The sequence below is a fragment of the Sphingomonas sp. AC449 genome, from assembly GCF_979253475.1.
In genome coordinates, this window is the sequence record NZ_CEEDCZ010000008.1 from 52,541 (window position 1) to 77,238 (window position 24,698).

General features: G+C 66.3%; 28 protein-coding genes. 18 read left to right on the forward strand and 10 right to left on the reverse strand.

From position 1 onward, the window contains the following. The first annotated feature begins 184 nt into the window (after positions 1-184). Genes AC0CH3_RS13395 through holA form a run of 4 tightly spaced genes read left to right on the forward strand, consistent with a single transcriptional unit; the run spans position 185 to position 4,695 of the window. Positions 185-616, forward strand: coding sequence for a DUF3576 domain-containing protein (locus AC0CH3_RS13395; RefSeq protein ID WP_056019170.1), 432 nt, complete (start codon positions 185-187; stop codon positions 614-616). A gap of 10 nt (positions 617-626) precedes the next feature. Further along, positions 627-3,140 carry a leucine--tRNA ligase gene (gene leuS / locus AC0CH3_RS13400; protein WP_354300632.1) on the forward strand — a complete coding sequence of 838 codons (2,514 nt, stop codon included), beginning with the start codon at positions 627-629 and terminating at the stop codon, positions 3,138-3,140. Further along, positions 3,137-3,679, forward strand: a complete 543-nt coding sequence (lptE, locus tag AC0CH3_RS13405) for an LPS assembly lipoprotein LptE (protein WP_056018273.1) — start codon at positions 3,137-3,139, stop codon at positions 3,677-3,679. Before leuS ends, lptE begins: the two co-directional genes overlap by 4 nt. Continuing rightward, entirely contained in the window at positions 3,676-4,695 is a 1,020-nt protein-coding gene (holA, locus tag AC0CH3_RS13410) for a DNA polymerase III subunit delta (RefSeq protein ID WP_354300630.1), read from the forward strand. Before lptE ends, holA begins: the two co-directional genes overlap by 4 nt. Before the next feature lie 70 nt (positions 4,696-4,765). Here the strand turns inward: holA and AC0CH3_RS13415 are convergent, their stop codons facing one another. From AC0CH3_RS13415 to AC0CH3_RS13440, 6 genes are read right to left on the reverse strand one after another with little or no spacing between them, the layout of a single operon-like run. Further along, complete coding sequence (locus AC0CH3_RS13415; RefSeq protein ID WP_056018278.1) at positions 4,766-5,677, reverse strand: ParB/RepB/Spo0J family partition protein; 912 nt, start codon at positions 5,675-5,677, stop codon at positions 4,766-4,768. A 10-nt stretch (positions 5,678-5,687) separates the two neighbouring features. Further along, complete coding sequence (locus AC0CH3_RS13420) at positions 5,688-6,470, reverse strand: ParA family protein (RefSeq protein WP_056018280.1); 783 nt, start codon at positions 6,468-6,470, stop codon at positions 5,688-5,690. After that, the gene (locus AC0CH3_RS13425; RefSeq protein WP_354300628.1) at positions 6,467-7,087 is read right to left on the reverse strand and encodes a 16S rRNA (guanine(527)-N(7))-methyltransferase RsmG; all 621 of its coding nucleotides are present in this window, start codon (positions 7,085-7,087) and stop codon (positions 6,467-6,469) included. Before AC0CH3_RS13425 ends, AC0CH3_RS13420 begins: the two co-directional genes overlap by 4 nt. Next, complete coding sequence (gene mnmG, locus AC0CH3_RS13430; RefSeq protein WP_354300626.1) at positions 7,084-8,919, reverse strand: tRNA uridine-5-carboxymethylaminomethyl(34) synthesis enzyme MnmG; 1,836 nt, start codon at positions 8,917-8,919, stop codon at positions 7,084-7,086. The genes AC0CH3_RS13425 and mnmG overlap by 4 nt, the downstream gene beginning before the upstream one ends. A 54-nt stretch (positions 8,920-8,973) precedes the next feature. Further along, complete coding sequence (gene mnmE / locus AC0CH3_RS13435) at positions 8,974-10,251, reverse strand: tRNA uridine-5-carboxymethylaminomethyl(34) synthesis GTPase MnmE (protein ID WP_354300625.1); 1,278 nt, start codon at positions 10,249-10,251, stop codon at positions 8,974-8,976. An 8-nt stretch (positions 10,252-10,259) separates the two neighbouring features. Beyond that, entirely contained in the window at positions 10,260-10,505 is a 246-nt protein-coding gene (locus AC0CH3_RS13440) for a DUF6489 family protein (protein ID WP_354300624.1), read from the reverse strand. On the opposite strand from AC0CH3_RS13440, the gene AC0CH3_RS13445 reads away from it, so the two are divergent. Beyond that, positions 10,506-11,039, forward strand: a complete 534-nt coding sequence (locus tag AC0CH3_RS13445; RefSeq protein ID WP_354300622.1) for a methylated-DNA--[protein]-cysteine S-methyltransferase — start codon at positions 10,506-10,508, stop codon at positions 11,037-11,039. Then, positions 11,036-11,737: a dienelactone hydrolase family protein gene (locus AC0CH3_RS13450; protein ID WP_354300621.1), complete on the forward strand. Its 702-nt coding sequence runs from the start codon at positions 11,036-11,038 to the stop codon at positions 11,735-11,737. The genes AC0CH3_RS13445 and AC0CH3_RS13450 overlap by 4 nt, the downstream gene beginning before the upstream one ends. Positions 11,738-11,974: 237 nt before the next feature. Here the strand turns inward: AC0CH3_RS13450 and AC0CH3_RS13455 are convergent, their stop codons facing one another. The 4 genes from AC0CH3_RS13455 to hemE form a co-directional block, all read right to left on the reverse strand. After that, entirely contained in the window at positions 11,975-12,694 is a 720-nt protein-coding gene (locus AC0CH3_RS13455) for a TerC family protein (protein WP_354301280.1), read from the reverse strand. A gap of 230 nt (positions 12,695-12,924) precedes the next feature. After that, complete coding sequence (gene rho / locus AC0CH3_RS13460) at positions 12,925-14,181, reverse strand: transcription termination factor Rho (RefSeq protein WP_354300620.1); 1,257 nt, start codon at positions 14,179-14,181, stop codon at positions 12,925-12,927. A gap of 274 nt (positions 14,182-14,455) precedes the next feature. Continuing rightward, positions 14,456-14,917, reverse strand: coding sequence for a CopD family protein (locus tag AC0CH3_RS13465; protein ID WP_354300618.1), 462 nt, complete (start codon positions 14,915-14,917; stop codon positions 14,456-14,458). Beyond that, the gene (gene hemE, locus AC0CH3_RS13470) at positions 14,914-15,942 is read right to left on the reverse strand and encodes a uroporphyrinogen decarboxylase (RefSeq protein ID WP_354301278.1); all 1,029 of its coding nucleotides are present in this window, start codon (positions 15,940-15,942) and stop codon (positions 14,914-14,916) included. The genes AC0CH3_RS13465 and hemE overlap by 4 nt, the downstream gene beginning before the upstream one ends. 349 nt (positions 15,943-16,291) lie before the next feature. On the opposite strand from hemE, the gene AC0CH3_RS13475 reads away from it, so the two are divergent. The 12 genes from AC0CH3_RS13475 (at position 16,292) to AC0CH3_RS13530 (ending at position 24,670) form a co-directional block, all read left to right on the forward strand. Continuing rightward, positions 16,292-17,110 carry a pyruvate, water dikinase regulatory protein gene (locus AC0CH3_RS13475; protein WP_056018294.1) on the forward strand — a complete coding sequence of 273 codons (819 nt, stop codon included), beginning with the start codon at positions 16,292-16,294 and terminating at the stop codon, positions 17,108-17,110. After that, the gene (locus AC0CH3_RS13480) at positions 17,107-17,697 is read left to right on the forward strand and encodes a Maf family protein (RefSeq protein WP_465237993.1); all 591 of its coding nucleotides are present in this window, start codon (positions 17,107-17,109) and stop codon (positions 17,695-17,697) included. Before AC0CH3_RS13475 ends, AC0CH3_RS13480 begins: the two co-directional genes overlap by 4 nt. 363 nt (positions 17,698-18,060) lie before the next feature. Further along, on the forward strand, positions 18,061-18,873 hold the full coding sequence (locus AC0CH3_RS13485) for a shikimate dehydrogenase family protein (protein ID WP_354300614.1): 813 nt from the start codon (positions 18,061-18,063) through the stop codon (positions 18,871-18,873). Next, positions 18,870-19,448, forward strand: a complete 579-nt coding sequence (gene coaE, locus AC0CH3_RS13490; RefSeq protein ID WP_354300612.1) for a dephospho-CoA kinase — start codon at positions 18,870-18,872, stop codon at positions 19,446-19,448. Before AC0CH3_RS13485 ends, coaE begins: the two co-directional genes overlap by 4 nt. 16 nt (positions 19,449-19,464) lie before the next feature. After that, positions 19,465-20,157 (forward strand): DNA polymerase III subunit epsilon, encoded by a 693-nt coding sequence (gene dnaQ, locus AC0CH3_RS13495; RefSeq protein ID WP_056019186.1) that lies wholly within the window; start codon positions 19,465-19,467, stop codon positions 20,155-20,157. A gap of 49 nt (positions 20,158-20,206) precedes the next feature. Continuing rightward, positions 20,207-20,809 (forward strand): ribosome hibernation-promoting factor, HPF/YfiA family, encoded by a 603-nt coding sequence (hpf, locus tag AC0CH3_RS13500; RefSeq protein ID WP_056018299.1) that lies wholly within the window; start codon positions 20,207-20,209, stop codon positions 20,807-20,809. Between the two features lie 68 nt (positions 20,810-20,877). Beyond that, positions 20,878-21,360, forward strand: coding sequence for a PTS sugar transporter subunit IIA (locus tag AC0CH3_RS13505; RefSeq protein ID WP_056018300.1), 483 nt, complete (start codon positions 20,878-20,880; stop codon positions 21,358-21,360). Continuing rightward, positions 21,350-21,838, forward strand: a complete 489-nt coding sequence (locus tag AC0CH3_RS13510; RefSeq protein WP_354300609.1) for a PaaI family thioesterase — start codon at positions 21,350-21,352, stop codon at positions 21,836-21,838. Before AC0CH3_RS13505 ends, AC0CH3_RS13510 begins: the two co-directional genes overlap by 11 nt. Continuing rightward, positions 21,835-22,161, forward strand: coding sequence for a DUF1491 family protein (locus tag AC0CH3_RS13515; protein WP_354300607.1), 327 nt, complete (start codon positions 21,835-21,837; stop codon positions 22,159-22,161). Before AC0CH3_RS13510 ends, AC0CH3_RS13515 begins: the two co-directional genes overlap by 4 nt. 153 nt (positions 22,162-22,314) lie before the next feature. After that, positions 22,315-22,947 (forward strand): cell wall hydrolase, encoded by a 633-nt coding sequence (locus AC0CH3_RS13520; RefSeq protein WP_354300605.1) that lies wholly within the window; start codon positions 22,315-22,317, stop codon positions 22,945-22,947. A 130-nt stretch (positions 22,948-23,077) separates the two neighbouring features. Further along, positions 23,078-23,584: an MmcB family DNA repair protein gene (locus AC0CH3_RS13525; RefSeq protein WP_056019190.1), complete on the forward strand. Its 507-nt coding sequence runs from the start codon at positions 23,078-23,080 to the stop codon at positions 23,582-23,584. Positions 23,585-23,686: 102 nt separating this feature from the next. Continuing rightward, positions 23,687-24,670 (forward strand): cation diffusion facilitator family transporter, encoded by a 984-nt coding sequence (locus AC0CH3_RS13530; RefSeq protein WP_465237994.1) that lies wholly within the window; start codon positions 23,687-23,689, stop codon positions 24,668-24,670. Positions 24,671-24,698: the final 28 nt, after the last annotated feature.

Genomic DNA, 24,698 nt, shown 5'->3' on the forward strand with positions numbered 1-24,698 from the left:
CATTAGGCACACAGCCGCCCGCGCCCGGCCCGATCGGCCACGCCGCCTTCCCCCTGACCAATGCGCGCTCCGAACGCGCGCAGACATCAGGACGCACGACGACCGGGATCGTCCGCGGCGATCCTTGCGGGTCGGGGGTCGCCCCTGTAGAGGCTGGACACATTTTATTGCCAGGATGATGCCGATGTTCCGCCCGCGTACCGCCCTCGTGGTTCTCGCCGCTCTGCCGCTGGTCGCGTGCGGCGGCGGCAGCGCCCGTCCCAAGGCCGATCTGGCCGCCTCCAAGATCACCACGATCGGCGTCAACAGCTATCTTTGGCGCGCGTCGCTCGACACGCTCAGCTTCATGCCGCTGCTCCAGACCGACTCGAACGGCGGCGTCATCGTCACCGACTGGTACGTCAATCCGCAGACCCCGTCCGAGCGGATGAAGGTAACGGTATCAATCCTCGACCAGGACCTGCGCGCGGATGCGCTGCGGATCGCCGCACTGCGCGAGATCAACCGCAACGGCCAGTGGGTGTCCGCGCCCGTCCAGGCTGCGACCACGCAAAAGCTTGAGGACATCATCCTGACCAAGGCCCGCGACCTGCGTCGCGCCTCGATCGCGGGCTGAGGACGACATCATGGCGTCGCGTTTCAATGCGTTGAAGGCGGACGCGGCGTGGCAGAAGGTCTGGGACGAACGCAACACGTTCGCCGCCGACGATTCTTCGACCAAGCCGCGCTCGTACGTGCTCGAGATGTTCCCCTATCCGTCGGGGCGCATCCATATGGGGCATGTCCGGAACTACACGATGGGGGACGTGCTCGCGCGGTTCCGTCGGATGAAGGGCATGGAAGTGCTCCATCCGATGGGCTGGGACGCGTTCGGCATGCCCGCCGAGAATGCGGCGATGGAAAAGGGCGTGCATCCGGGCAACTGGACGCGCGCCAACATCGCGACGATGAAGGCGCAGCTGAAGCGCCTCGGCTTCGCGCTCGACTGGACGCGCGAACTGGCGACGTGCGAGCCCGACTATTACGGGCATGAACAGGCGCTGTTCCTCGACCTGTTCGCCGCGGGGCTCGTCTACCGCAAGGAATCGGCGGTCAACTGGGATCCGGTCGACATGACCGTGCTCGCCAACGAGCAGGTGATCGACGGGCGCGGCTGGCGCTCGGGCGCGCTGGTCGAGCGGCGCAAGCTGTCGCAGTGGTTCCTCAAGATCACCGACTTCGCCGACGAACTGGTCGACGGCCTCGGTGCGCTCGAGCATTGGCCCGACAAGGTCAAGCTGATGCAGGAGAACTGGATCGGCCGCAGCCAGGGGTTGCAGTTCAAGTTCGCGCTGGCGGGCAATGCGACCGGCATCGACTCGGTCGAAGTGTTCACGACTCGTCCCGACACGATGTTCGGGTCGAGCTTCGTCGCGGTCGCAGCGGATCATCCGATCGCGCGTGCCGTCGCCGAGACGAACTCCGATGCGGCTGCGTTCATCGAACTCTGCAAGCGTGGCGGGACCACCGCCGCCGAGCTCGATACGCAAGAGAAGCTGGGCTTCGACACCGGGATCCGCGCGACGCATCCGCTTGATAAAACGTGGGAACTCCCCGTCTACATCGCGAACTTCGTGCTGATGGAATATGGCACGGGCGCGGTGTTCGGCGTGCCCGCGCATGACCAGCGCGATCTCGATTTCGCGCGCAAATATGACCTGCCTGTCAAGCGCGTCGTCTCCGAAGGCGATGACGAGGCGCCTGTGTTCGTCGGCGACGCCGCCTGGACGGGCGCCGGCACCATCGTGAACTCGCACTTCCTCGACGGCATGGACATCGAGGACGCCAAGCGCACCGTGATCGAGCGCGCGGAGGGCGAAGGCTGGGGCAAGGGCACGACCGTGTTCCGCCTGCGCGACTGGGGCGTCAGCCGCCAGCGTTACTGGGGCACGCCGATCCCGATCATCCACTGCGACGCGTGCGGCGCGGTGCCGGTGCCCAAGGACCAGCTGCCGATCGTCCTGCCCGAGGACGTGTCGTTCGACATCCCCGGCAACCCGCTCGATCGCCACCCGACGTGGAAGCACGTCCCCTGCCCCAGCTGCGGCGGGAATGCGCGGCGCGAGACCGACACGCTCGACACCTTCGTCGATTCGTCGTGGTATTTCATCCGCTTCGCCAGCCAGCCGGACGCGAAACCGTTCGACCGGAGCGGCGCGGAGAAGTGGCTGCCGGTCAACCAGTATATCGGCGGCGTCGAGCATGCGATCCTGCATCTGCTCTACGCGCGCTTCTGGACGCGCGCGCTGAAGCATATCGGCATGCTCGACATCGCCGAGCCGTTTGCCGGTCTGTTCACGCAAGGCATGGTCACGCACGAGACGTACAAGTCCACGGACGGGCGCTGGCTCGGCCCCGACGACGTGCGCGACGGCATCGAGATCGCGACGGGTGATGCGATCACCGTCGGTCGCGTCGAGAAGATGTCGAAGTCGAAGAAGAACACCGTCGATCCCGAGCCGATCGTCGACCAGTATGGCGCCGACGCGGTGCGCTGGTTCGTGCTCTCCGACTCGCCCCCCGAGCGTGATCTGCCCTGGAGCGAATCGGGCATCGAAGGCGCGTGGCGGTTCGTCCAGCGTCTCTGGCGTCTGATCGAAGCCGACGGTGCCGCCAAAGCCGAAGGTGACGACATCGCGCTGCGCAAGCTGTGCCACCGCACGACGGTCGGTATCGAGAGCGATATCAATGGCTTGCAGTTCAACAAGGCGGTCGCACGGCTCTATTCCTTGTGCAGCGCGATCGAAAAGGCACCGCCGTCCGCCGACCGCGAACAGGCGCTCCGCACGTTGCTGCTGCTCGTCAGCCCGATGGTGCCGCACGTTGCCGAGGAAGCCTGGGCAACCGCGGGCAATGACGGCCTGATCGCCGACGCTGCGTGGCCCGCGGTCGATCCGGCGCTGCTCGTCGATGACGAGGTCACCATCGCGGTGCAGGTCAACGGCAAGCTGCGCGACACGTTGGTGTTCCCCAAGGGCGCGCCGAAGGACGAGGTCGAAGCCGCTGCGCTTGCCTCGGAGAAGATCGTCCGCCTGCTCGAGGGCAAGCCGCCCCGGAAAGTGATCGTCGTGCCCGACCGTCTCGTAAACATCGTCGCATGACACGGCTGCGTATCCTCGCCGGTGCGCTGATGCTGCCCGTCACGCTCGCCGGCTGCGGGCTGCAGCCCTTGTATTCGGGCGGCAGCACGGGCGCGGTCGCAGGCGCGCTCGGACAGGTCGAGATTGCGCCGATCGAGGGCAAGGCGGGCTGGCTGATGGCAACCGCGCTCCGCGACCGCATGCCGTCGAACGGGAGCGCGCCGCTGTACCGCGTCGACATTCGGCTCGACGACCAGATCAGTGGTCTGGGCGTGCGGCGCGACGACAGCGTTTCGCGCGAGCGCCGCGTCCTGCGTGCACGCTATCAACTCGTCCGCATCGGCGACGGATCGGTGCTGCTCGACGCGACCGCGGGGTCCGACGCCGGCATCGACGTCGTTCGATCCGAATATGCGACGATCGCCGCGGAAAACACCGCGCTCGAACGCTTGTCGGCGATCGTCGCAGACCAGATCGTTGCGCGTATTGCGCTCTATGCCCGGCGAACCCCGGCGAGCCGTGCCGTGATCGATCCGCCCGCGACCAGCCCGACGCCGTGAAGGCCAGCGCTGCCCAGATCCGCGCGGCGCTGGCCAAACCCGGCCCCGACATCCGTCTCTATCTGCTCCACGGCCCGGACGAGGCTGGCGCCGCCGATCTGGCCCGGACGCTCGGCAAGGCGATGGGTCCCGACGCCGAACGCGTCGATCTCGACGGCGTACAGTTGAAGGGCGATCCATCACGGCTCGCGGATGAGGCTGCGGCGATGTCGCTGTTCGCCACCGCGCGGCATGTCCGCGTGACGACCGCAGGCGAGGAAAGCCTGGAGGCCTTCACGACGCTGTTGAACGCCGATCGCGCGGGCAACCCCGTCGTGGCGATCGCACCATCGGTCAAGACGAGCGCGAAGATCGTCAAGCTCGCGCTCGAATCGCCGCGCGCGATGGCGTTTGCCTGCTACGCGCCGACTGCGGCCGACGCCGAACGCCTCGCCGCCACGATGGCGGGCGATCAGGGCCTTCGCCTGGCAGGCGGCGTCGCGCGGCGGCTTGTCGAGACGACGGGCGGCGACCGCGCCGTGATGGCACGCGAGATCGACAAGCTCGCGCTGTATCTCGATGCCAGCGCCGAGCGGCCACAGGATCTCGAGCACGCCGCGCTGGACGCGGTGGGTGCCGACCTCGGCGATGCGGAAATGACGCGCGCGATCGACGCGGTGATCGAAGGCCGCGTCGCCGATCTCGGGACCGAACTCGCGCTGCTCGAACAGGCGGGCACGTCGCCGATCCCGTGGCTGCGCCAGCTCGTCCGTCGGCTCGTGACGCTGGCCGACATGCGCGGGGAGATCGATCGTGGCGACGCGGTCGATGTCGTGATGAAGCGCCACCGCGTCTTTTTCCGCGAGGAGGCCCAGACCGCCAAGTCACTGCGGCGCTGGTCGCCGACGATGCTCGCCACGGCGATCGCACGCGTCCGAGCCGCCGAGCGCGCGATCATGGCGTCGGGCAACGCCGGCAGCGTCGTCGCCGAAGCTGCGGTCGTAGCCTTGTCGCAAGCGATCGCGCGACGGCATTAACGCCGAGGCCATCGGCCTCACCCCAGGTCGACGTCGGTGCCGATCAACTAAGGAGAGCCGACGCCGACCGTCAGATCGCGCCGCCCGTCAGCCGCTGACAGACCATGTCGAGCTGATCGAGCGTCGAATAGCTGAGCGTCAGCGTCCCACCGGTCTCACTATGCGCAACGCGCACCTGCAGGCCGAGGAGGTCCGCGAGTTGCCGCTCGAGGGCGGCGATATCCGCATCGGGTATCCGTGCGTCCGCCGGCGGGGTCGCAGCGCGCCCGCCCGATCGCGATCGTCCCGGCTTTGCATCGCGCGCCAGCTTCTCGGTCTCGCGGACCGACAGACCCCGTTCGACCACCTGGTCGGCAAGCGTCTCGACATCGGGCGACCCCAGCAACGCGCGCGCATGGCCCATCGACAGCGATCCATCGACGACCTGCGCCTGGACCTGCGCCGGCAGTTCGAGCAGTCGGAGGAGGTTCGCGACGTGACTGCGCGACTTGTGGACGATCCGCGCGAGCACTTCCTGCGTATGGCCATATTCGCCGGCGAGCCGCTGATAGGCCTGCGCTTCTTCGATCGCGTTCAGATCCTCGCGCTGGATGTTCTCGATCAGCGCGATCTCGAGCGTTTCCGCATCATCGAAGTCGCGGACGACGACCGGCACCTCATGGAGGCGCGCGCGTTGCGCCGCCCGCCAGCGGCGCTCGCCCGCGACGATCTGGTAATCATGCCCGTGTGGGCGAACGACGATCGGCTGGATCAGACCGCGCGCGGCGATCGATGCGGCGAGTTCGTTGAGCATCGCCTCGTCGAAATGGCGGCGCGGCTGATCCGGATGCGGCGACAGCGAGCTCACCGGCAACATGCGCACGCCCGATTGCGTCGGCGTCTCGCCACCAGCATTGACCGGCGCCTCTCGCGCCATCTCGCCAAGCAGCGCGTTCAGACCGCGTCCCAGACCCGGCCGGCCGCGCTTCGTACCTTCACTCATACCAACACCCTCACGCGGCCGCCTGCGCCGCCACGGGAAGGCGACCGATCATTTCTCGGGCAAGCGCTATATAGGCCTGCGACCCGCTGCACCGGTGGTCGTAGATCAGCGCGGGCAGACCATGGCTGGGCGCTTCGGACAACCGGACGTTGCGCGGGATCACCGTTTCGAACACGACCTTGCCAAGGACCGCACGCACATCCGCCGACACCTGATCGGTCAGCCGGTTTCGACGATCATACATCGTCAGCGCGACCCCCAGGATCGACAGTCCCGGATTGAAGCGCTGGCGGATCCGCTCGACCGTGCTGAGCAGCTGCGACAGCCCCTCGAGCGCGAAGAACTCGCACTGCAGCGGCACGAGCAGCGAGTCCGCCGCAACCATCGCGTTGATCGTCAGCAAGCCCAGCGACGGCGGACAGTCGATCAGCGCGATATCCCAATGCCCCGTCGCAGCCTGCATCGCCCGGTCGAGCCGGTGCGTGCGTGCCTCGAATTCGACGAGCTCGATCTCAGCGCCGGAAAGATCGACGGTTGCCGGGATCACATCGAGGCGCGGCACGCGGCTCTGGACGACCGCCTGATCGATCGTCGCCTCGCCGACCAGCACGTCGTAACTCGACTTGATCCGCTGCGACTGGCCGATGCCGAGCCCCGTCGAGGCATTGCCCTGCGGATCGAGATCCACGAGCAGGACGCGCATACCCGTCGCCGCGAGCGCGGTGGCGAGATTGATCGCACTGGTGGTCTTGCCTACCCCGCCCTTTTGATTGGCTACGGCGATCGTGATCACCGCTTGTTCACCTGTGTCAGAACCACGATCGACGACTCCGCATTCGTGACACTGTGTTCCACGTGGAACATAAACCGCCACTGTTGCCGCAACGCGGTGATCTCGGCCTCATCAAGACGTCCCCGAGGCAAGAGCCACCGCGTCTCGGTTGTGGCGCAGTGTGCCGCGCCGCGCAAAAGGTTTTCCAGTGATGCTACGGCGCGGGCCGATATGATGGACGCCTTCACGCTGACCGATTCCACCTTGGCGGCATGGACGGCGACCTGCCCACCCAGCCCCAGCCGGGCGACGCAGAGGCCGAGGAAATCGGCCCGGCGCCGTCTCGGTTCGACCAGATCGACGGGGCCGTCACGCACCAGCGCGACGACCATGCCGGGGAAGCCGCCGCCCGTGCCGATATCGAGCCAGCGTCCGGCGTCGGGCGCCTCCCCTGCGAGCGCGACCAACTGTAGCGAATCGACCACATGCCGCTCCCAGATCGTCGGGATCGTCGAGGGCGCGATCAGGTTCTGATGCTCCGTTTCCGCCACGACCATCTCGACGAACGCAGACACCCGGTCCGTCGCGTCGGCACCAAAGCGGTCGCTCACCCATGTCTTCGCGTCGTCTTCGGTCATGCGGCTACTCGTTTCGTATGCAACAGCACGGCCGACAGCGCCGCGGGGGTGATCCCGCGGACACGCGCCGCGGCCGCCAGCGACGTCGGTCGCGCGACGCTCAACCGATCGATCATCTCGTTCGACAGTCCGGGTATGCGATCATAGGCAAGGTCTTCGGGCAACCGGATCGCTTCGTCCGCGCGCAGCCGGGCGACTTCCTGCGCCTGGCGTTCGATATACGGCGCGTACCGTGCATCCTCGAGGACCTCGCCGATCACCGCCGGCGGCATCCCGTCCGCGGCATCGGGCGCGACATGCGACAGCATCACGCCATCGAAACGCAGCCAGTCGAACGCGGTGCGACGCGCGCCATCGCGACCGATCGCAACGCCTTGATCCGCGACATAGGTCGCCGTCCGTTCGCAGTTGAGCGCGGAGCGAAAGGCCGAACGCTGTTCCGCCAGCCGGTGCTGATGTGCTCGACGCTCGTCCCCGAGACATCCCGCGGCAAGCGCGATCCCGCCAAGACGCGTTTCGGCATTGTCCGCACGCAACGACAGGCGGAACTCCGCGCGTGCGGTCAACATCCGGTACGGCTCGGTCACGCCCTGCAGCACAAGATCGTCGATCATCACGCCGAGATAGCTCGACGCCCGGTCGAGGATCACCGGCGCAAGGTCACAGGCATGTGCGGCGGCATTGAGACCCGCGACGAGCCCCTGCCCCGCTGCTTCCTCATACCCCGTCGTCCCGTTGATCTGCCCCGCACAAAACACGCCCTCGATCGCGCCGAGCGCGAGACATGTATCGAGCGCGCGCGGGTCGATATGGTCATATTCGACCGCATAGCCGGGCATCGTCATGACGACGCGCTCGAGCCCCGGGATCGTCGCGAGCATCGCCGCCTGTACCTCGGTCGGCAACGACGTCGACAGCCCATTGGGATAGACGGTCGAGTCATCGAGGCCCTCGGGCTCGAGGAAGATCTGATGCCCGTCACGATCGCCGAACCGGTGGACCTTGTCCTCGATCGACGGGCAGTAGCGCGGGCCTGCCGCTTCGATGGCCCCGGTGAACAGTGGCGATCGGTCGAAGGCGGCACGGATGATCGCGTGCGTCTCATCCGTCGTCCGCGTGATCGCGCACGCGATCTGCGGGAGCGGCCGCGTGGCGGTCATCGGCGACATCGTCCACGCTTCGACATCGGTCGGCTGTTCGTCGAGCGATGCCCAGTCGATCGTGCGGCCATCGAGGCGAGGCGGCGTCCCGGTCTTTAATCGCGCCATCGGCAGCGCGCGGTCGCGGAGCTGGTCCGCGAGTGGCTTTGCGGCGCGCTCGCCGATCCGCCCGCCCTCTGCGCGATCGTCGCCGCGAAAGATCCTGCCGCCGAGAAACGTCCCCGTTGCGAGCACGACCGCACGCGCGGCGACGATCGATCCGTCCGCCAGCACGATACCGGCGACACGATCGCCATCGAAACGCAGTGCGACGGCCTCCCCCTCGACCACCGTCAGTCCGGCGGTGGCGGCGAGCATCGTCTGGATTGCGCCGGCATAAAGACGCCGGTCGGCCTGGACACGCGGCCCCTGGACCGCGGCGCCCTTGCTGCGATTGAGCATCCTGTAATGGATCGCGGCGGCATCCGCCGCACGGCCGATCAGCCCGTCAAAGGCATCGACCTCGCGGACCATATGGCCCTTGCCCAAGCCACCGATCGCCGGATTACACGACATCGCACCGATATGACGCGCATCGAATGAGACCAAAGCCGTCCGCGCACCCCGGCGCGCCGCCGCGGCTGCGGCTTCGGTTCCGGCATGGCCTCCGCCAACCACCACTACATCGAACATGCCGCCGTCCTAGGAGCATGCGGCCGGCCGGTCAAAGCTGTTCCACGTGGAACATCATTTGCCGATGCAAAAGCGTCCGAACAGCGCGTCGAGCATTTCCCCGGTCGCATCGAGCCCGAGCACCGCGGCGAGGCTGCTCCGCGCGCGACGCAGATGTTCAGCGACGATCAGAGGGTCAGCAGACGTTTCTTTCAGCGTCGCGATCGCTGCGGCGCACTGGCGTCGTTGATGCGCCTTCAGTGCAACGCCGTCGCTGCGCGGAAGCAGGGCATCCGCGCGGCGGTGCAGCTGGTCCCACAACCGGTCGATCGACGCCGGGTCGGTTTGTGCAATCGCAATCGCGCGCCCCTCCGGCACGACATCACGGCCTGCGAGATCGGCGCGGGCATGCACCCAGATCGCATCGTCCCGCGGTGGCGCGGTGTCGGCAAGCCAGACGAGAATGTCGGCAGTCGTTATCGCCTGCTCCGCGCGCGTAACGCCGATCGCCTCGATCGGATCGAGCGTGTCGATCAGTCCGGCGGTATCGGTCAGCACATAGGCGATGCCACCGCGCATCACCGGGACGTCGATCCGATCGCGCGTGGTCCCCGATATGGACGAGACGATCGCGGCGTCGCGCTCACCCATCAGGTTGAGCAAGGTCGACTTGCCGCTGTTGGGCGGCCCGCCGATCACCACGCGGATGCCATCCTTGAGCCGCTCGACGGGCGGCGCATCGACCACGCCAGCGATCCTGTCCGCCAGCGCGTCGACCGCCAGCCGGATTGCGTCGAACGCCGCGGCGTCGCTCGCCACGTCATCCTCGTCGGAGAAGTCGAGCATGGCCTCGATCCGCGCCGAGAGCATCGCGACGTCGTCCATCCAGCCCCGCACGGCCTGGCTCACTCGCCCCTCGGCCGCGTTGATCGCGGCGATACGCTGGCCCTCGGTCTCTGCCTCGAGCAGATCGGCAAGGCCCTCCGCCTCGGTCAGATCGATCCGTCCGTTGGTCAGCGCACGCCGCGTGAACTCCCCCGGCTCGGCGGGTCGCAGCCCCGGGACCAGCGACAGCGCCCGCTCGACCGCGGCGATCACCGCGCGGCCGCCGTGACAGTGAAACTCGACCAGATCCTCGCCGGTCGCCGTTCGCGGTCCAGGAAAGACGATCACCAGCGCCCGGTCGAGCAGCGCGCCGTCGGCATCGCGCAGTCCCCGCAAGCTGGCATGACGCGGCGCAGGCAGCCGACCCGCGAGCGTTTCCGCAGCGGTGCACGCAGCAGGCCCCGATATGCGAACGACCGCAATCGCAGCGGGCGGCCGTCCGCTCGACACCGCATAGATCGTCGTCATCGGATCGCTCAGCTGCCCGACTTGTTCGCGCCATCGAAGAGACGTTTCCAGAACGTCATCCCCGCCTCGTTCATCGGTTGCCAGCTGCGCATCATCGTCTCGATCATCTCGGGTTTGATCTGCCCCTCGCCAAGGCCGGGCATCGCCTCGATCATCATGCTGACATAGCGGTCGTGGATCGGCGTCAGGTCGGGCAGCCCGACCGCACGGCGCGCTTCTTCGGGGGTGCATTCGATTTCGATGTTCATCTTCATATGCGGCCCCTCACGATGCTGCTTGAGCCGCTCGTTCGCGCGCGGCATAGCGTATCGATGTATGCGCGGGATACAGCCTCGATCGCAACGCCAATCGGGACGGTCACGGTGCTCGGCACCGCGGACTGGATCACGGCGGTCACGATCGGGCCCGTCGATGCCGCGCCGTCGGCCAGCGACAGCCCCGCCGTGGACGAGGCGCTTCGCCAACTCGCCGCCTATTTCAACGGCACGCTGACGCATTTCGACCTGCCGCTGGCCCCCTCCCCGACCGCGCGCGGCGGGACATTGCGCGAGGCGATCGTCGCGATCGGCTATGGCGCGACCGCGACCTATGGCACGCTTGCCCGCGCGATCGGGTCGAGCCCGCGCGCGATCGGCCAGGCCTGCGCACGCAACCCCTTCCCAATTCTCGTCCCCTGCCACCGTGTTCTCGGAGCCGGAGGCGTACTTGGCGCGTATTCCGCCGGCGAAGGCTCGCACACGAAATCCCGGCTGCTCGATCTCGAGCGGCACCAAGGAGTATTGCTATGACGAACACGACGACCATCCCGACGCTTGCCGGCGACGGCGATTTCCACGCCTATCGCGCGCTCCCCGCCGGCACGCCCAAGGCCGCCATCATCGTGATCCAGGAGATCTTCGGCGTGAACGCGGGCATCCGCCGCAAGTGCGATACGCTTGCCGAAGCAGGCTATCTCGCGATCGCGCCCGACCTGTTCTGGCGGCTCGAGCGTGGCATCGAACTCGATCCGGACATCAAGCCCGAATTCGAGCGGGCGCTCGAGCTGATGGGCAAGTTCGATCAGGACAAGGGCATCGCCGATATCGAAGCGACGATCCGCGCTGCGCGCAGCGAACTCGGTGACGGCGCGAAGGTCGGCGCGGTCGGCTATTGCCTCGGCGGACGCCTCGCGTTCATGACCGCGGCGCGTACCGACATCGATGCGAGCGTCGGCTATTACGGCGTCGGGATCGACGGCCTGCTCGGCGAGAAGCACGCGATCGCGCACCCGGTGCTGCTGCACGTTCCCGAGGAGGACCACTTCGTCGACAAGGATGCGCAGGCGGCGATGCACGCCGGGCTCGACGATCACCCCAAGGTCACGATCTACGATTATGCGGGCGAGGACCACGGCTTCGCGACCGAGTTCGGCGAGCGCCGGTCGGATGCGTCGGCAAAGCTGGCGGACGAGCGGACGGCCAAGTTCTTCGCCGAGCATCTGGGCTGAGCGGCACCCCCTTCCCCAACCGCCGTCATTCCCACGAAGGCGGGAATCCATACTAGCTGGCGTCGCTAAGAATCGCCGCCCTTTGAGGATATGGATCCCCGCCTGCGCGGGGATGACGATGGTGGGGTCTGTGTCGGGGCAAGAAACGCCCGGAATGACGAGCCCGCGACGGACATAAAAAAAGGCCTCGCCGGACGATCCCGGCGAGGCCTTTTCCGTATCCAGACGCTGTGGCGATCAGCCGAGCAGCGAGATGATCCCGAGCGTTTCGCCGGTGCCGACCCAGCCTTCGTAGATCATCTTCACCGCGACCACGAGGATCACCAGCAGGCCGATATAGGCGATCCAGCGATAGCGGTTGATGACGCGCGCGATGTAGTTCGCCGCCAGCCCCATCATCGCGACCGACAGCAACAGGCCGATGACGAGGATGCCCGGATGCTCGCGCGCCGCGCCCGCAACCGCGAGCACGTTGTCGAGGCTCATCGACACGTCGGCGACCGCAACCGCCCAGGCGGCGCTGGCAAAGCCCTTCGACGACTTGATCCCCGAGCGCTCGTCGCCCTGGATTTCCTCGGAGCCCGCGTTCTGCGCACCCTCGCGGATTTCACGCCAGAACTTCCAGCTGACCCACAACAGCAGCAGGCCGCCCGCGAAGATCAGCCCGACAATGCCCATCAGCCATGTCACGATCAGCGCGAAGAAAATGCGCAGGACGAGCGCGGCGCCGATACCGATCAGGATGACCTTCTTGCGCTGTTCGGCGGGAAGCCCCGCGGCAAGCGCGCCGACGACGATCGCATTGTCGCCCGCAAGGACGAGGTCGATCATCAGGACCGATCCGAACGCGGCCAGCGCCTTCGGATCGCCGAGGTTGGAGAAGTCGGCGACGATGTGCTGCCATATCTCCAGCGGCGAGCCGGGTCCGGCGACTCCCGATGCGGCGGTGGCCAGCATGGCGATGATACTCAAGATGTCAGCTCCCGGAGACGAGCCACCTTCGGTGCGCGGAGGTGGCGGATTTCATGGTGTTTCATAGCAAAGCGGCACACGAAAGCCATTGCTCTCGCGTGCCGCTTTGGAACTGTTGGTCGGCGCCGCGGCAAAGCCGCGTCGTCGGTCGGGGCGCTGCCCCGCCGGCCGAACCGGTGCGAGTCCTGCTGCAGCTCGCAGCAGGACGCACTCGGTTACTGATTCATCGAATCGAAGAAATTCTCGTTGGTCTTCGAATCCTTCATCTTGTCGAGCAGGAACTCCATAGCGTCGATCGTGCCCATCTGCATCAGGATGCGACGCAGGACCCACATCTTGGAGAGCTTGGCCTTGTCGACCAGCAGTTCTTCCTTGCGGGTGCCCGACTTGCCGACGTCGAGCGCCGGGAAGACGCGCTTGTCCGCGACCTTGCGATCGAGCACGATTTCCGAATTGCCGGTGCCCTTGAACTCCTCGAAGATCACCTCGTCCATGCGGCTGCCCGTGTCGATCAGCGCGGTCGCGATGATCGAGAGCGAACCGCCCTCCTCGATGTTGCGCGCGGCACCGAAGAAGCGCTTCGGACGCTGCAGCGCGTTCGCATCGACACCGCCGGTCAGGACCTTGCCCGACGACGGCACGACGGTGTTGTAGGCACGACCCAGACGCGTGATCGAGTCGAGCAGGATCACCACGTCCTTCTTGTGCTCGACCAGGCGCTTGGCCTTCTCGATCACCATCTCGGCGACCTGCACGTGGCGCTGCGCGGGTTCGTCGAACGTCGAGCTGACGACCTCGCCCTTCACGCTGCGCTGCATGTCGGTGACTTCCTCGGGGCGCTCGTCGATCAGCAGGACGATCAGGAACACCTCGGGGTGATTGTCGGTGATCGCCTTGGCCATGTTCTGCAACATGACCGTCTTGCCGACGCGCGGCGGGGCGACGATCAGCGTGCGCTGGCCCTTGCCCTGCGGCGACACGATGTCGATCACGCGCGCCGACTTGTCCTTGACGGTCGGGTCGGCGGGATCGAGCGTCAGCTTGCTCTCGGGGTAGAGCGGCGTGAGATTGTCGAAATTGACGCGGTGGCGAACGACGTCGGGATCGTCGAAATTGACCGCGGTGAGCTTCACCAGCGAGAAATAGCGCTCGCCATCCTTCGGCCCGCGGATCTCGCCCTCGACCGTGTCACCGGTGCGCAGGCCGAACTTCCGGACCTGGTTCGGCGAGATGTAGATGTCGTCGGGCCCGGCGAGATAGTTGCTCTCGGGCGAGCGCAGGAAGCCGAAACCGTCGGCCAGCACTTCGATCGTGCCGAGCCCCATGATCTGGTCGCCATTGTCCGCCTGCACCTTGAGGATCGCGAACAACAGGTCCTGCTTGCGCAGCGTCGAGGCGCTCTCGACCCCCAGTTCCTCGGCAAGCTGGACCAGCTCGGCAGGCTTCTTTTTCTTCAGGTCTTTGAGATGCATGGGGATTTCCGGATAGCGATCAACGGGAACAGGTTCGGTCTGCGCGTGCGCTGGAAAGCGGAACTGGGCGAGCCGAACAGGCAGGACCACACGACCGGGCAGGACGCCAGGAGGCCGTGCTGGGAATCGGGGTAGAATTGAGGGGGCGGTTAGTCAAGCGAGGACAAGGCGACCGCCATCACCGTCATCCTGGGCTCGACCCAGGATTCAGAGCCACACGCGGTGTCCTCCGCCGCGCTGGATCCTGGATCATGTCCAGGATGACGCAAGGGAGTCAGAACGGCTTCACGATCACCAGCACGACGATCAGCGTCACCGCGAGCGCGGGGATTTCGTTCAGCATCCGCAACTGCTTGCCCGTCAGCGTCGGCTTCCCCGCCGCGAGCTTCTTCGCATAGCCGATCGTCCAGCCGTGATAGCCGGTGAGCAGGAACACCAACAGCAGCTTGAGGTGCAGCCACCCCAGCCCCGGCACGCCATCCGCCAGCCCGAGGTTCAGCGCCAGCGCGAGTCCGAGCACCCAGACGACGATCATCGCGGGCGTCAGGATGATCTTCCGGATCTTGCCCTCGCGCTCGACCCAGCTCGCCGCCTCGGCTGCATTGCCTGCGGCCAGCGCTTCCTGATGATAGACGAGATAGCGCGGCAGCATGAACAGCCCCGCCATCCAAAAAGTCACGAAGATCAGGTGCGCCGCCTTCACCCAGTCATAGGACGCCCCGAGAAAACCGCTCATGTCGTGCTCCTGACGCGGGCGATCAGCTGCTCGACATGCGCGATCGGCGTGTCGGGCAGGATACCGTGGCCCAGATTGAAGACGTGCGGCCGCTCGACGAACGCCGCGAGGATCCGGTCGATCGCCGTATCGAGATCCGCGCCGCCCGCGATCAACGCGAGCGGATCGAGATTGCCCTGCACCGGCATGTCGGCGGGCAGCGACGCATGCGCCCAGACCGGATCGACGGTCTCGTCGAGTCCGATCGCATCGACGCCCGTCTCGCGCGCATAAGCGGGAAGCTTGCCCCCTGCCCCCTTCGGAAAGCCGATCACCGGTACGCCCGGGCAGCGCGCATGGAGGCGCTCGACGATCGACGCGGTCGGCGCGATCACCCAGCGTTCGAACTGTGCAGGCGAGAGCGAGCCCGACCAGCTGTCGAACAGCTGGACCGCATCGACGCCCGCCTCGATCTGCCGGACGAGATATTCGACCGTGTTGTCCGCGATCGCATCGATGATCGCGCCGAACGCCTGCGGGTCGCCATAGGCGAAGCGCCGCGTCTCGCCCTGATCCTTGCTGCCCTTGCCCGCGACCATATAGGTCGCGACCGTCCAGGGAGAGCCCGCAAAGCCGAGGAACGTCGTCGCGGGCGGCAATGCCCCGGCAACCTTCGCGACGGTGCCGTAGACCGGCTCCAGGCGATCGGGAACGGGCTGCAACCGATCGAGCGCATGATCGACCAGCGCAGGTTCGAGCCGTGGCCCTTCGCCGACCCCGAAGCTCAGATCCTGCCCGAGCGCCCAGGGGATCATCAGGATGTCCGAGAACAGGATCGATCCGTCGAACCCGAACCGGCGGATCGGCTGGAGCGTGACCTCGGCTGCGACGTCGGGATCGGTGGCGAGCGCGAGGAAGCCGCCCTTCTCCGCGCGAAGTTCGCGATATTCGGGGAGATACCGCCCCGCCTGCCGCATGAGCCACAAGGGCGGCGTCGCCTGACGCTCGCCACGTAGCGTCGCCAGCAACGGCTTGACGGTCTGCAGATTGGGAATCGGATCGGTCAGCGGAGCACCCTTCTTCTACTATAAGAAGATTCAAGAAATAGGTTGTTGCAGTGGTTGGGCGGTTGATCGTGGGACTTATGCGGTGTCCCCCGAAATGCCAACAGCTTGACCCCCGGACATCGCCACAAACGCGCTGATTCGATTCAGGTGCCCCCGTTACCCACAGCCTGTGGATGAAAGTTGCTCCTGTGCGCAGGGCTGTGGATAGATGGGTGGTTTTCCACAGCCTTCCGGTCGCTTGGCGGCATCACCGAGTTACGCTAGCCCTTCTCCCCATGTTATCCACAGATTCACCCCGCCCCGCGCCGACGACCGGGATCAACGGCCGATGACCAGGCTCCATCTTCACCTCCTTTCGGACTCGACCGGCGAGACGCTCGAGAACATCGCGAAGGCGGCGCTTGCCCAATATGACGACGTCGAAACCGTTCGTCATTTCTGGCCGATGGTCCGCACGGAGGCGCATCTCGAACGCATCCTGCAGGAGATTGCGCAGAACCCCGGGCTGGTGATTTTCACGCTCGTGAACCCCGCGACGCGCCGCATTCTCGAACAGCGCTGTCTTGCGCTCGCGCTTCCCGCGGTGGCCCCGCTCGACCCGGTCAACGATGCGCTGTCGGGGCTGCTCGGGCAGCAGGCCAAGGCGCGTCCGGGGCGACAGCATGTCCTCGACGCCGCCTATTTCGCGCGCGTCGATGCGATCCAGTGGACGATCGCGCATGACGACGGGATCGCATGGGAGGAATGGGAGGAGGCCGATATCGTCCTCGCCGGGGTATCGCGGTCGTCCAAGACGCCGACCTCGATCTATCTCGCCAACCGGGGCTACAAGACTGCGAACATCCCGGTCGTCGTCGAGAGCCCCCCGCCCTCGATCCTCTACACGTTGCGCAATCCGCTGATCGTCGGCCTCACGACGAGCGCCGACCGGCTGATCCAGGTCCGCCGCAACCGGTTGCTGTCGCTGCATCAGGCGCCCGACACCTCCTATGTCGAGGAGGAGGCGGTGATGCGCGAGCTCGCCTTTGCGCGCCGGATGTTCGCCGACAATGGCTGGCCGGTCATCGACGTGACCCGGCGGTCGATCGAGGAGACCGCCGCGGCGATCATCGCCCTGTGCAACCAGCGTCGCGTGGACGCCGCATGAGCCTGGTTCTCGCGTCGCAAAGCGCGTCACGCCGGGCGATGCTGTCCGCGGCCGGCGTCGCGTTCGACGCGACCTTTGCCGGCGTCGACGAGGACGCGGCCAAGGTCGCACTCCGCCATCTGGCGCCACGCGATCTTGCCGATGCGCTGGCGGAGCTGAAGGCGGTCAAGGTCTCGGCCCGGATGCCCGGTCACCTCGTCCTCGGCAGCGATTCGATGGTCGTGCTCGACGATGGGACGATCCTCGACAAGCCCGTCGACCGCGCGGATGCGGCGGCGCATCTGCGGGCGATGTCGGGCAAACGCCACGATCTCTGGAGCGCTGCGGTGATCGCCGAGAACGCGCAACCGATCTGGCGCCATGTCGAACGCGCGAAGATGCACGTGCGGCCGCTGTCCGACGCCTTCATCGAGACGTATCTCGATGCGGAATGGCCGGCGATCGCGGGGTGTGTCGGGTGTTACCGGATCGAAGGGCCCGGGGCGCAATTGTTCACGAGGATCGAGGGGAGCCAGTTCACGGTGCTGGGCATGCCGCTGTTGAACGTTCTCGACTTTCTCCGCGTGCGCGGCGAATTGCCGGCGTAGCCTTTCCCCTCTCCCTCTCCCTCTCCCTCTCCCTCTCCCTCTCCCTCTCCCTCTCCCTCTCCCGCCGCGCCCGCACCCGCACCCGCACCCGCACCTCCCGCCACGTCCACCCGTCACCCCAGCGAAAGCTGGGGTATTTCACGAGGCAGACGACGTTCGCCAACCGGGGAGATCCCAGCTTCCGCTGGGATGACGATTTAGAGCGGTGACGGCGTGGAGGGATGACGGCGTAGAGGGGCGACGGCCTGGACAGCGCAGAGGCAGCCCGTGGCAATTCCAACGCGGTAGACTAAATCGGATCCACCCGCGAAGGCGGGTGCCCAGACTGGATCCCCGCCGTCGTGGGGACACACGGAGCGCAGAATGACCCGACCCTATGCCGAAGTGATCGGCGATCCGATCGCACAGTCGAAATCGCCGCTGATTCACGGCTTCTGGCTGGACGCGCTCGGGATCGACGCAGAATACCGCCACAAGCATGTCACCGCTGAGGCGCTCCCTGCCTATTTTGCCGAGCGCAAGGCAGACCCCGCCTGGCGCGGGTGCAACGTCACGATGCCGCACAAGCTTGCCGCGCTCGATCACGTCGCCGATCCCGGCAATGTCCGCGGCACGATCGGCGCGATCAACACTGTATTCCGCAATCCGGCGGGCGATTGCATCGGCACCAACACCGATGCCGCGGGCTTCTGGGCACCGATCGACGACCTCGATATCGCGGGTCAGCCCGCGACCGTGATCGGCGCAGGCGGTGCGGCACGCGCGGTCCTGTTCGCGCTGTCCCGCATGGGAGTCGGTCCGGTGACGATCCTCAATCGCAGTCCGCTCAAGGGCGCCGCGTTGCTCTCGAGCTTCGGGCTCAAGGGGCAGGCCCTGCCGATCCCCGCGGCCGCACCGCCATCGCGGCTTCTCGTCAACGCGAGCGTTCTCGGCATGGCCGGCCACCCCTCGCTCGACATCGACCTCGGTGCGCTGGAACCGGACTCACTCGTCTACGACATCGTCTATTCGCCGCTCGAGACCACGCTGCTCAAGACGGCGCGCGCGCGCGATCTCGAGACGGTCGACGGGCTCGAGATGCTAATCGGTCAGGCGGCGGTCGCGTTCGAAATATTGTTCCACGTGGAACCTCCACGGGACCGCGACGACGAACTTCGGGCCCGTCTCGCCCAATGATCATCGGGCTGACCGGATCGATCGGCATGGGGAAGTCGACCGTCGCGTCGATGTTCGCGGCCGAGGGCGTACCGGTGTTCGACGCCGACGCAACGGTGCACAGGCTCCAGGCGGCTGGCGGTAGGCTGGTCCCGGCGATCGCGGCCGCCTTTCCCGACGTAGTCGTCGATGGTGCGATCGACCGGGCAAAACTCGGCGCCGCGGTGTTCGGCGACGACGCGGCGATCAAGCGGCTCGAGTCGATCGTCCACCCCGCCGTCGCGGAGGAACGCGCGGCGTTCCTCGCTAATAACACCGATGGGCTTGTCGTCTTCGACGTGCCGTTGCTGTTCGAGACGGGGGGCGATCGGCGCGTCGATTGCATCGTCGTCGTCACGGCCGCACCCGAAGTTCAGCGCGCGCGCGTCCTTGCGCGCCCGGGCATGACGCCGGAGAAGTTCGCGACCATCCTCGCACGACAGACGCCCGATACCGAAAAGCGCGCGCGTGCCGATCACGTCATCTTCACCGATACCGATCTTTCGGAAACGCGCGCGCAGGCCCGTGCGGTCATCGCTTGCGCACGCGCCGCGTAAGGTCGATACCATCGTGATGCGCGAGATCGTCTTCGACACCGAAACCACCGGCCTCAGTTTTGCAGGCGGCGACCGGATGGTCGAAATCGGCTGCGTCGAGATGGTCAACCGGGTCGAGACCGGGCGGACCTTCCACGCTTATTATCATCCGGAACGCGACATGCCGGTCGAGGCGTTCAACGTCCACGGGCTGAGCCAGGCATTCCTTTCGGACAAGCCGCGCTTTGGTGACGCGGTCGAGGCGCTGCTCGACTTCGTTGGCGACGCACCGATGATCGCGCACAACGCCGCGTTCGATTTTTCGTTTCTGAACGGCGAACTGACCAAATGCGGTCGCCAGATCATCCATCTCAAGCGGATGGTCGATACGCTCCAGATCGCGCGTAGCCGCCACCCCGGCGCCAAGCATTCGCTCGATGCGCTGTGCTCACGCTTCGGTATCGACCGCAGTCACCGCGTGCTGCACGGCGCGCTGCTCGATGCGCAGCTGCTGGCGCAGGTCTACGTCGAGCTGATGGGCGGGCGCCAGATCGGCCTCGGCCTTATCAGCGATGCCGTATCGTCCGCCTCGACTCCGATCGTCGCACAGACGCCTCGTGTCGTTCGTCCGCCGCGTGTTTTCGTGGCGAGCGACGGAGACCTTGCGGCGCATGCGGCGTTTATGAAGGGGATCAAGGATCCGATTTGGGGGGCCGTGGCGTCCGGATGACGTCGACCGAGCGGAGCCAACAGGACCGTTCGACTGCATGGAGAAGACAATGGATATCCGGATTTCTGGTCATCAGGTCGCCACGGGCGAAGCACTCAACACCCATGTGCAAGACCGACTCCAGGGTATCGCCGACAAGTATTTCTCGCGCGCCATTTCCGCCGAAGTCACCTTTGGCAAGGGGCCGCACGACGCCGGCTTCAAGTGCGATATCGTCGCGCATGTCATGAAGGGGCTGGTCCTGAAGGGCCATGCCGAGGCCTATGACGCGCACCCCGCATTCGACGGCGCCGCCGCCAAGATCGAGACCCAGTTGCGCCGCTACATGCGACGACTGAAGGATCGCCATGCCGGCGAGGCGGTCGCGATCGCGGAGAGTACCGGATATGACAATGCCGGCTACACGCTGTTCCAGGAAAACATCCAGGAAGAGGACGTAGCCGACGCGCCGCTGATCATCGCCGAAACACGCGTCGATATTCCCGAAGCCAGCGTGTCCGATGCGGTGATGATGCTCGATCTGCGCAACACCGCGGCACTCCTGTTCACGAACGCGGGAACGGGCGCACACAACATGGTCTATCGCCGCGGTGACGGAACGATCGGCTGGGTCGAGCCCCAGCGTGCGGCCTCCAGCACGCCTCCCCAGTAAGGCGCGCTCTTTACGCCCCCGCACGACCCGCTAAGGCGGGAGTGCGGGGGCGCTCAGAGACAAACAGCATGAATGATTTCAGCGATATGCTGCGTCCTGACGCAGTCCTCACCAATATGGTCGCAGCCAATAAAAAGGCGGTCTTCCAGCAACTTTCGACAATTGCCGCGGATAATCTGGCGGATGCTACAGGCCGAATCGACGCGAAGTCGATCGCCGACCTGCTGACCGCACGTGAAAAGCTTGGCTCGACGGGATTCGGCGGCGGTGTTGCCATCCCGCATGCGAAACTGCCGGGTCTTTCGCAGGTCACGGGCGTCTTTGCGCGGCTTGCCCAGCCGATCGACTTTCAGGCGGTCGACGATCTTCCGGTCGACCTCGTCTTCATGCTGCTGTCGCCGACCGATGCGGGCGCGGTGCACCTGAAGGCGCTCGCGCGCGTCTCGCGGCGCCTGCGCGACAAGACGTTTCTCGAAAAGCTGCGCGGTGGCGGCTCCCCCGACGCGTTGTACGCGCTGTTCTCCGCGGACGAGGTTCGCGATGCAGCGTGATGGCGTCGATACGGACGCCGCGGGCGAAGACGCGCATTTCCGCGCGCTCGAGTCGCTCTATGCACGCGCGCCGATCAACCGGTTCTTCGACTCGACGCTCGAGATTCCCGAACGCGGATTTGCGCGTATTCATTTCACGATCGACGAACGCCATTATCATGCCGGCGGCGCGGCGCATGGCACCAGCTATTTCAAGATGCTCGACGATGCGGCCTTCTACGCCGCCAATAGCCTCGTCACCGACCGGTTTCTGCTCACCACCGCGTTCAACCTATTGCTGACCCGCCCGCTGAAGGTCGGCCCGGTCGTGGCCGAAGGCCGCTGGATTAGCGGAAAGCGTCGCGTGTTCGTCGCGGATGCGCGGTTGATCGACGCCGAGGGTGAGGAGGCCGCGCGCGGTACGGGCACCTTCATGCGCTCGCGGATTCCGCTTGCCGGACTGCCGGGATATCGCAGCTCCGACCGACCCGGCGCGTGAGCGCTCGCCTCCCCAGCGGTCTCCTCGTCAGTGCGCTGCTGCGCCGCGTCAACGATGCGGGCGGCTTCGGTATCGTGCTCGCCAAGGGGGATCCGCAGGGTGGCGCGATCCTCGTCATTGCGCTCGATCCGGGGGCACCGCCACGCGTGCTCGAACGCGGGATCGGACCCGGCGGGCGCGTCGCGCTGATCGACTCGACTCCGACCGACGACATCGACGGCTACTGGCGGCGCCGACGCGCGCGCGATCCGGATTTGTGGGTGATCGAGGTGGACATCGCAGCGGCAGAACGGTTCGCCGCTGAAACGATCGTCGCCGATTGACTCCAATGCCCCCCCCGATAGAGGGGGATTACATCATTGATTGGCGTTGTGTCGGTGCGGGTGCGATCCGGGTCGATTACGCAGTCGGGGGGATGCACGGACGGTCGTCTTTGACGAGCGAACCGCGATTCAACCGCACCTGAATAAGTTTGAATGACGATAATGCAGCGGGCCGCGACCATCGCAGCCATGTCTCTCTCGCTTGCCGGACTCCTCGGCAACAGCGCACCAGGCAGGGCCAGCGGTATCGACCGCTCGACGGCCAGCCTTACCGCACTTGCCAATCTAAACGCCCTGTCTCCGCAGAATGTTCCGTTGGTCGCTCCTGCCGCAGTTCCTGCCGCCGTCGAGCCCACCACCACTGCCGAAGACGAAGAATTCGACACCCTCGCAGAAGCCGTCGCCGCGCAGGACAATGCCGCCGCCGATGAAGCGCTCGAGTGCCTTGCCGGCGCGATCTACTTCGAATCCAAGGGTGAGCCGCTGACCGGCCAGCTCGCCGTCGCCGAAGTCATCATCAACCGCGCCAAGTCGGGTCGTTTCCCGACCGACGTTTGCGCCGTCGTCAAGCAGCGCGGCCAGTTCAGCTTCGTGCGCGGTGGTCAGATCCCGGCCATCAACATCGGCAAGGCCTATCGCACCGCGATCGCCGTCGCCAAGGTCGCGCTCGCCGACGCGTGGAACAGCCCCGCGCAGAAGGCGCTGTACTTCAACACCGCCGACCGCCGCCCTGCAGGCCGCGTCATCAAGGTTGCCTCGATCGGCAACCACGTCTTCTACCGCTGAGTCGGATCGTCCCGACCACCGTCGGGACAGGTTGAACACGCGGCGTCCCGCTTCGATTTCGAGACCGATGATCCGCGAATGAGCAGGCGAATGCGCTTGCCTCGTTCGTGGATTGTTCTATTTTCGGTCGATGCTCGACACCCCCCCGGCCTCCTGTATCGACGAACCCGGATCCCCGTTGTGCGCAGCGGATGTGGCGCGCGGCGTGGTCCGGATGTTGCTGCGTCATGACCTGACCGCGATGGCGGAAGTGCCGCTCGACGGCGGCCGCCGCGCCGATCTGATGGCCATCGACGCACGCGGCCATATCGTCATCGTCGAGATCAAGGTCTCGCGCGCCGATCTGCTCGGGGACGGAAAATGGCCCGACTATCTGGGGCATTGCGACCGCTATTTCTGGGCGGTGCCCGCGGGGTTCGATGCCAGCCCGCTGCACGGCGCGGCGTTTCTCCCCGAACGCACCGGGATCATCGTCGCGGACCGTTACGACGCGGCGATCGTTCGCGAGGCGCACACCACCCCCCTCCCCGCGCATGTCCGCAAGCGCGGGACGCTGGCCTTTGCACGCCGTGCGGCACGCCGCCTGATCGCGCAGACCGACCCCGATGCCGATGGACTCGCGTTCGGCGCCGGCTGAATGCCGCTTTGTCGTGGGCGCCCGATCGCCGGTACCGCACGCGTCCTAGTATCTCACGCCACCGCAATGCTACGCGCCGGCCGAATCACCGGAGCGCAGACGTTGGGCGGACATCATCACGGACATGATCACGGGCACGATCAGGGGCAGGGGCACGGGCACGGCCATGCGCACGGCCACGGGCACGGGGGACATGGCCACAGCCATGCGCCGGAGTCGTTCGACCGCGCCTTCGCGATCGGCATCGGCCTCAACATCGCCTTCGTCGCGATCGAGGCGCTGGTCGGGCTGCGGATCGATTCGGTCGCGCTGCTCGCCGATGCGGGACACAATCTCTCCGACGTGCTGGGTCTGGTCGTCGCATGGGGTGGGACGATGCTCGCGCGGACCGCACCGACCAAGCGCTTTACCTATGGGCTGAAGGGATCGACGATCCTCGCCGCGCTGACCAACGCGCTGCTGCTTCTGGTGGCGCTGGGGGCGATCGTTCTCGAGGCATCGCAGCGTTTTGCCAGTCCGGCGGCGACCGCCGGGCTGACGGTGTCGATGGTCGCGGGCGTCGGTATCGCGGTCAATGCCGTGACCGCCTGGATGTTCGCGCGGGGCCGCAAGGGCGACGTCAATATCCGTGGCGCGTATCTCCACATGGCGGCGGATGCGCTCGTGTCGGCCGGCGTCGTGATCGCGGGTCTCGTCATCTGGCGGACGGGGCTGACCTGGATCGATCCCGCGGTCAGCATCGCCATCGCAATCCTGATCTTCTGGCAGACCTGGGGGCTGCTTCGCGAAACGATTGAGATGGCGCTGTCGGCGGTGCCACGCGGGATCGATTTCGATCATGTCGATCAGGCGCTGTGCGGTCTCCCGGGCGTTACCGCGATCCACGATCTTCATATCTGGCCGATGAGCACCACCGAGCCCGTCCTGACCGCGCATCTGGTCATGCCCGGGGGCCATCCCGGCGACCGTTTCCTGACCGACGCGCGCGAGCTGCTGCACGAACGGTTCGGGATCGGCCATGCCACGCTTCAGGTCGAGACGGGGGATGGGGACGATTGCGCGATGGCAGATACCGCGACCGTCTGAACCTTTTGCGTCGCGCGGGGGTTACCTT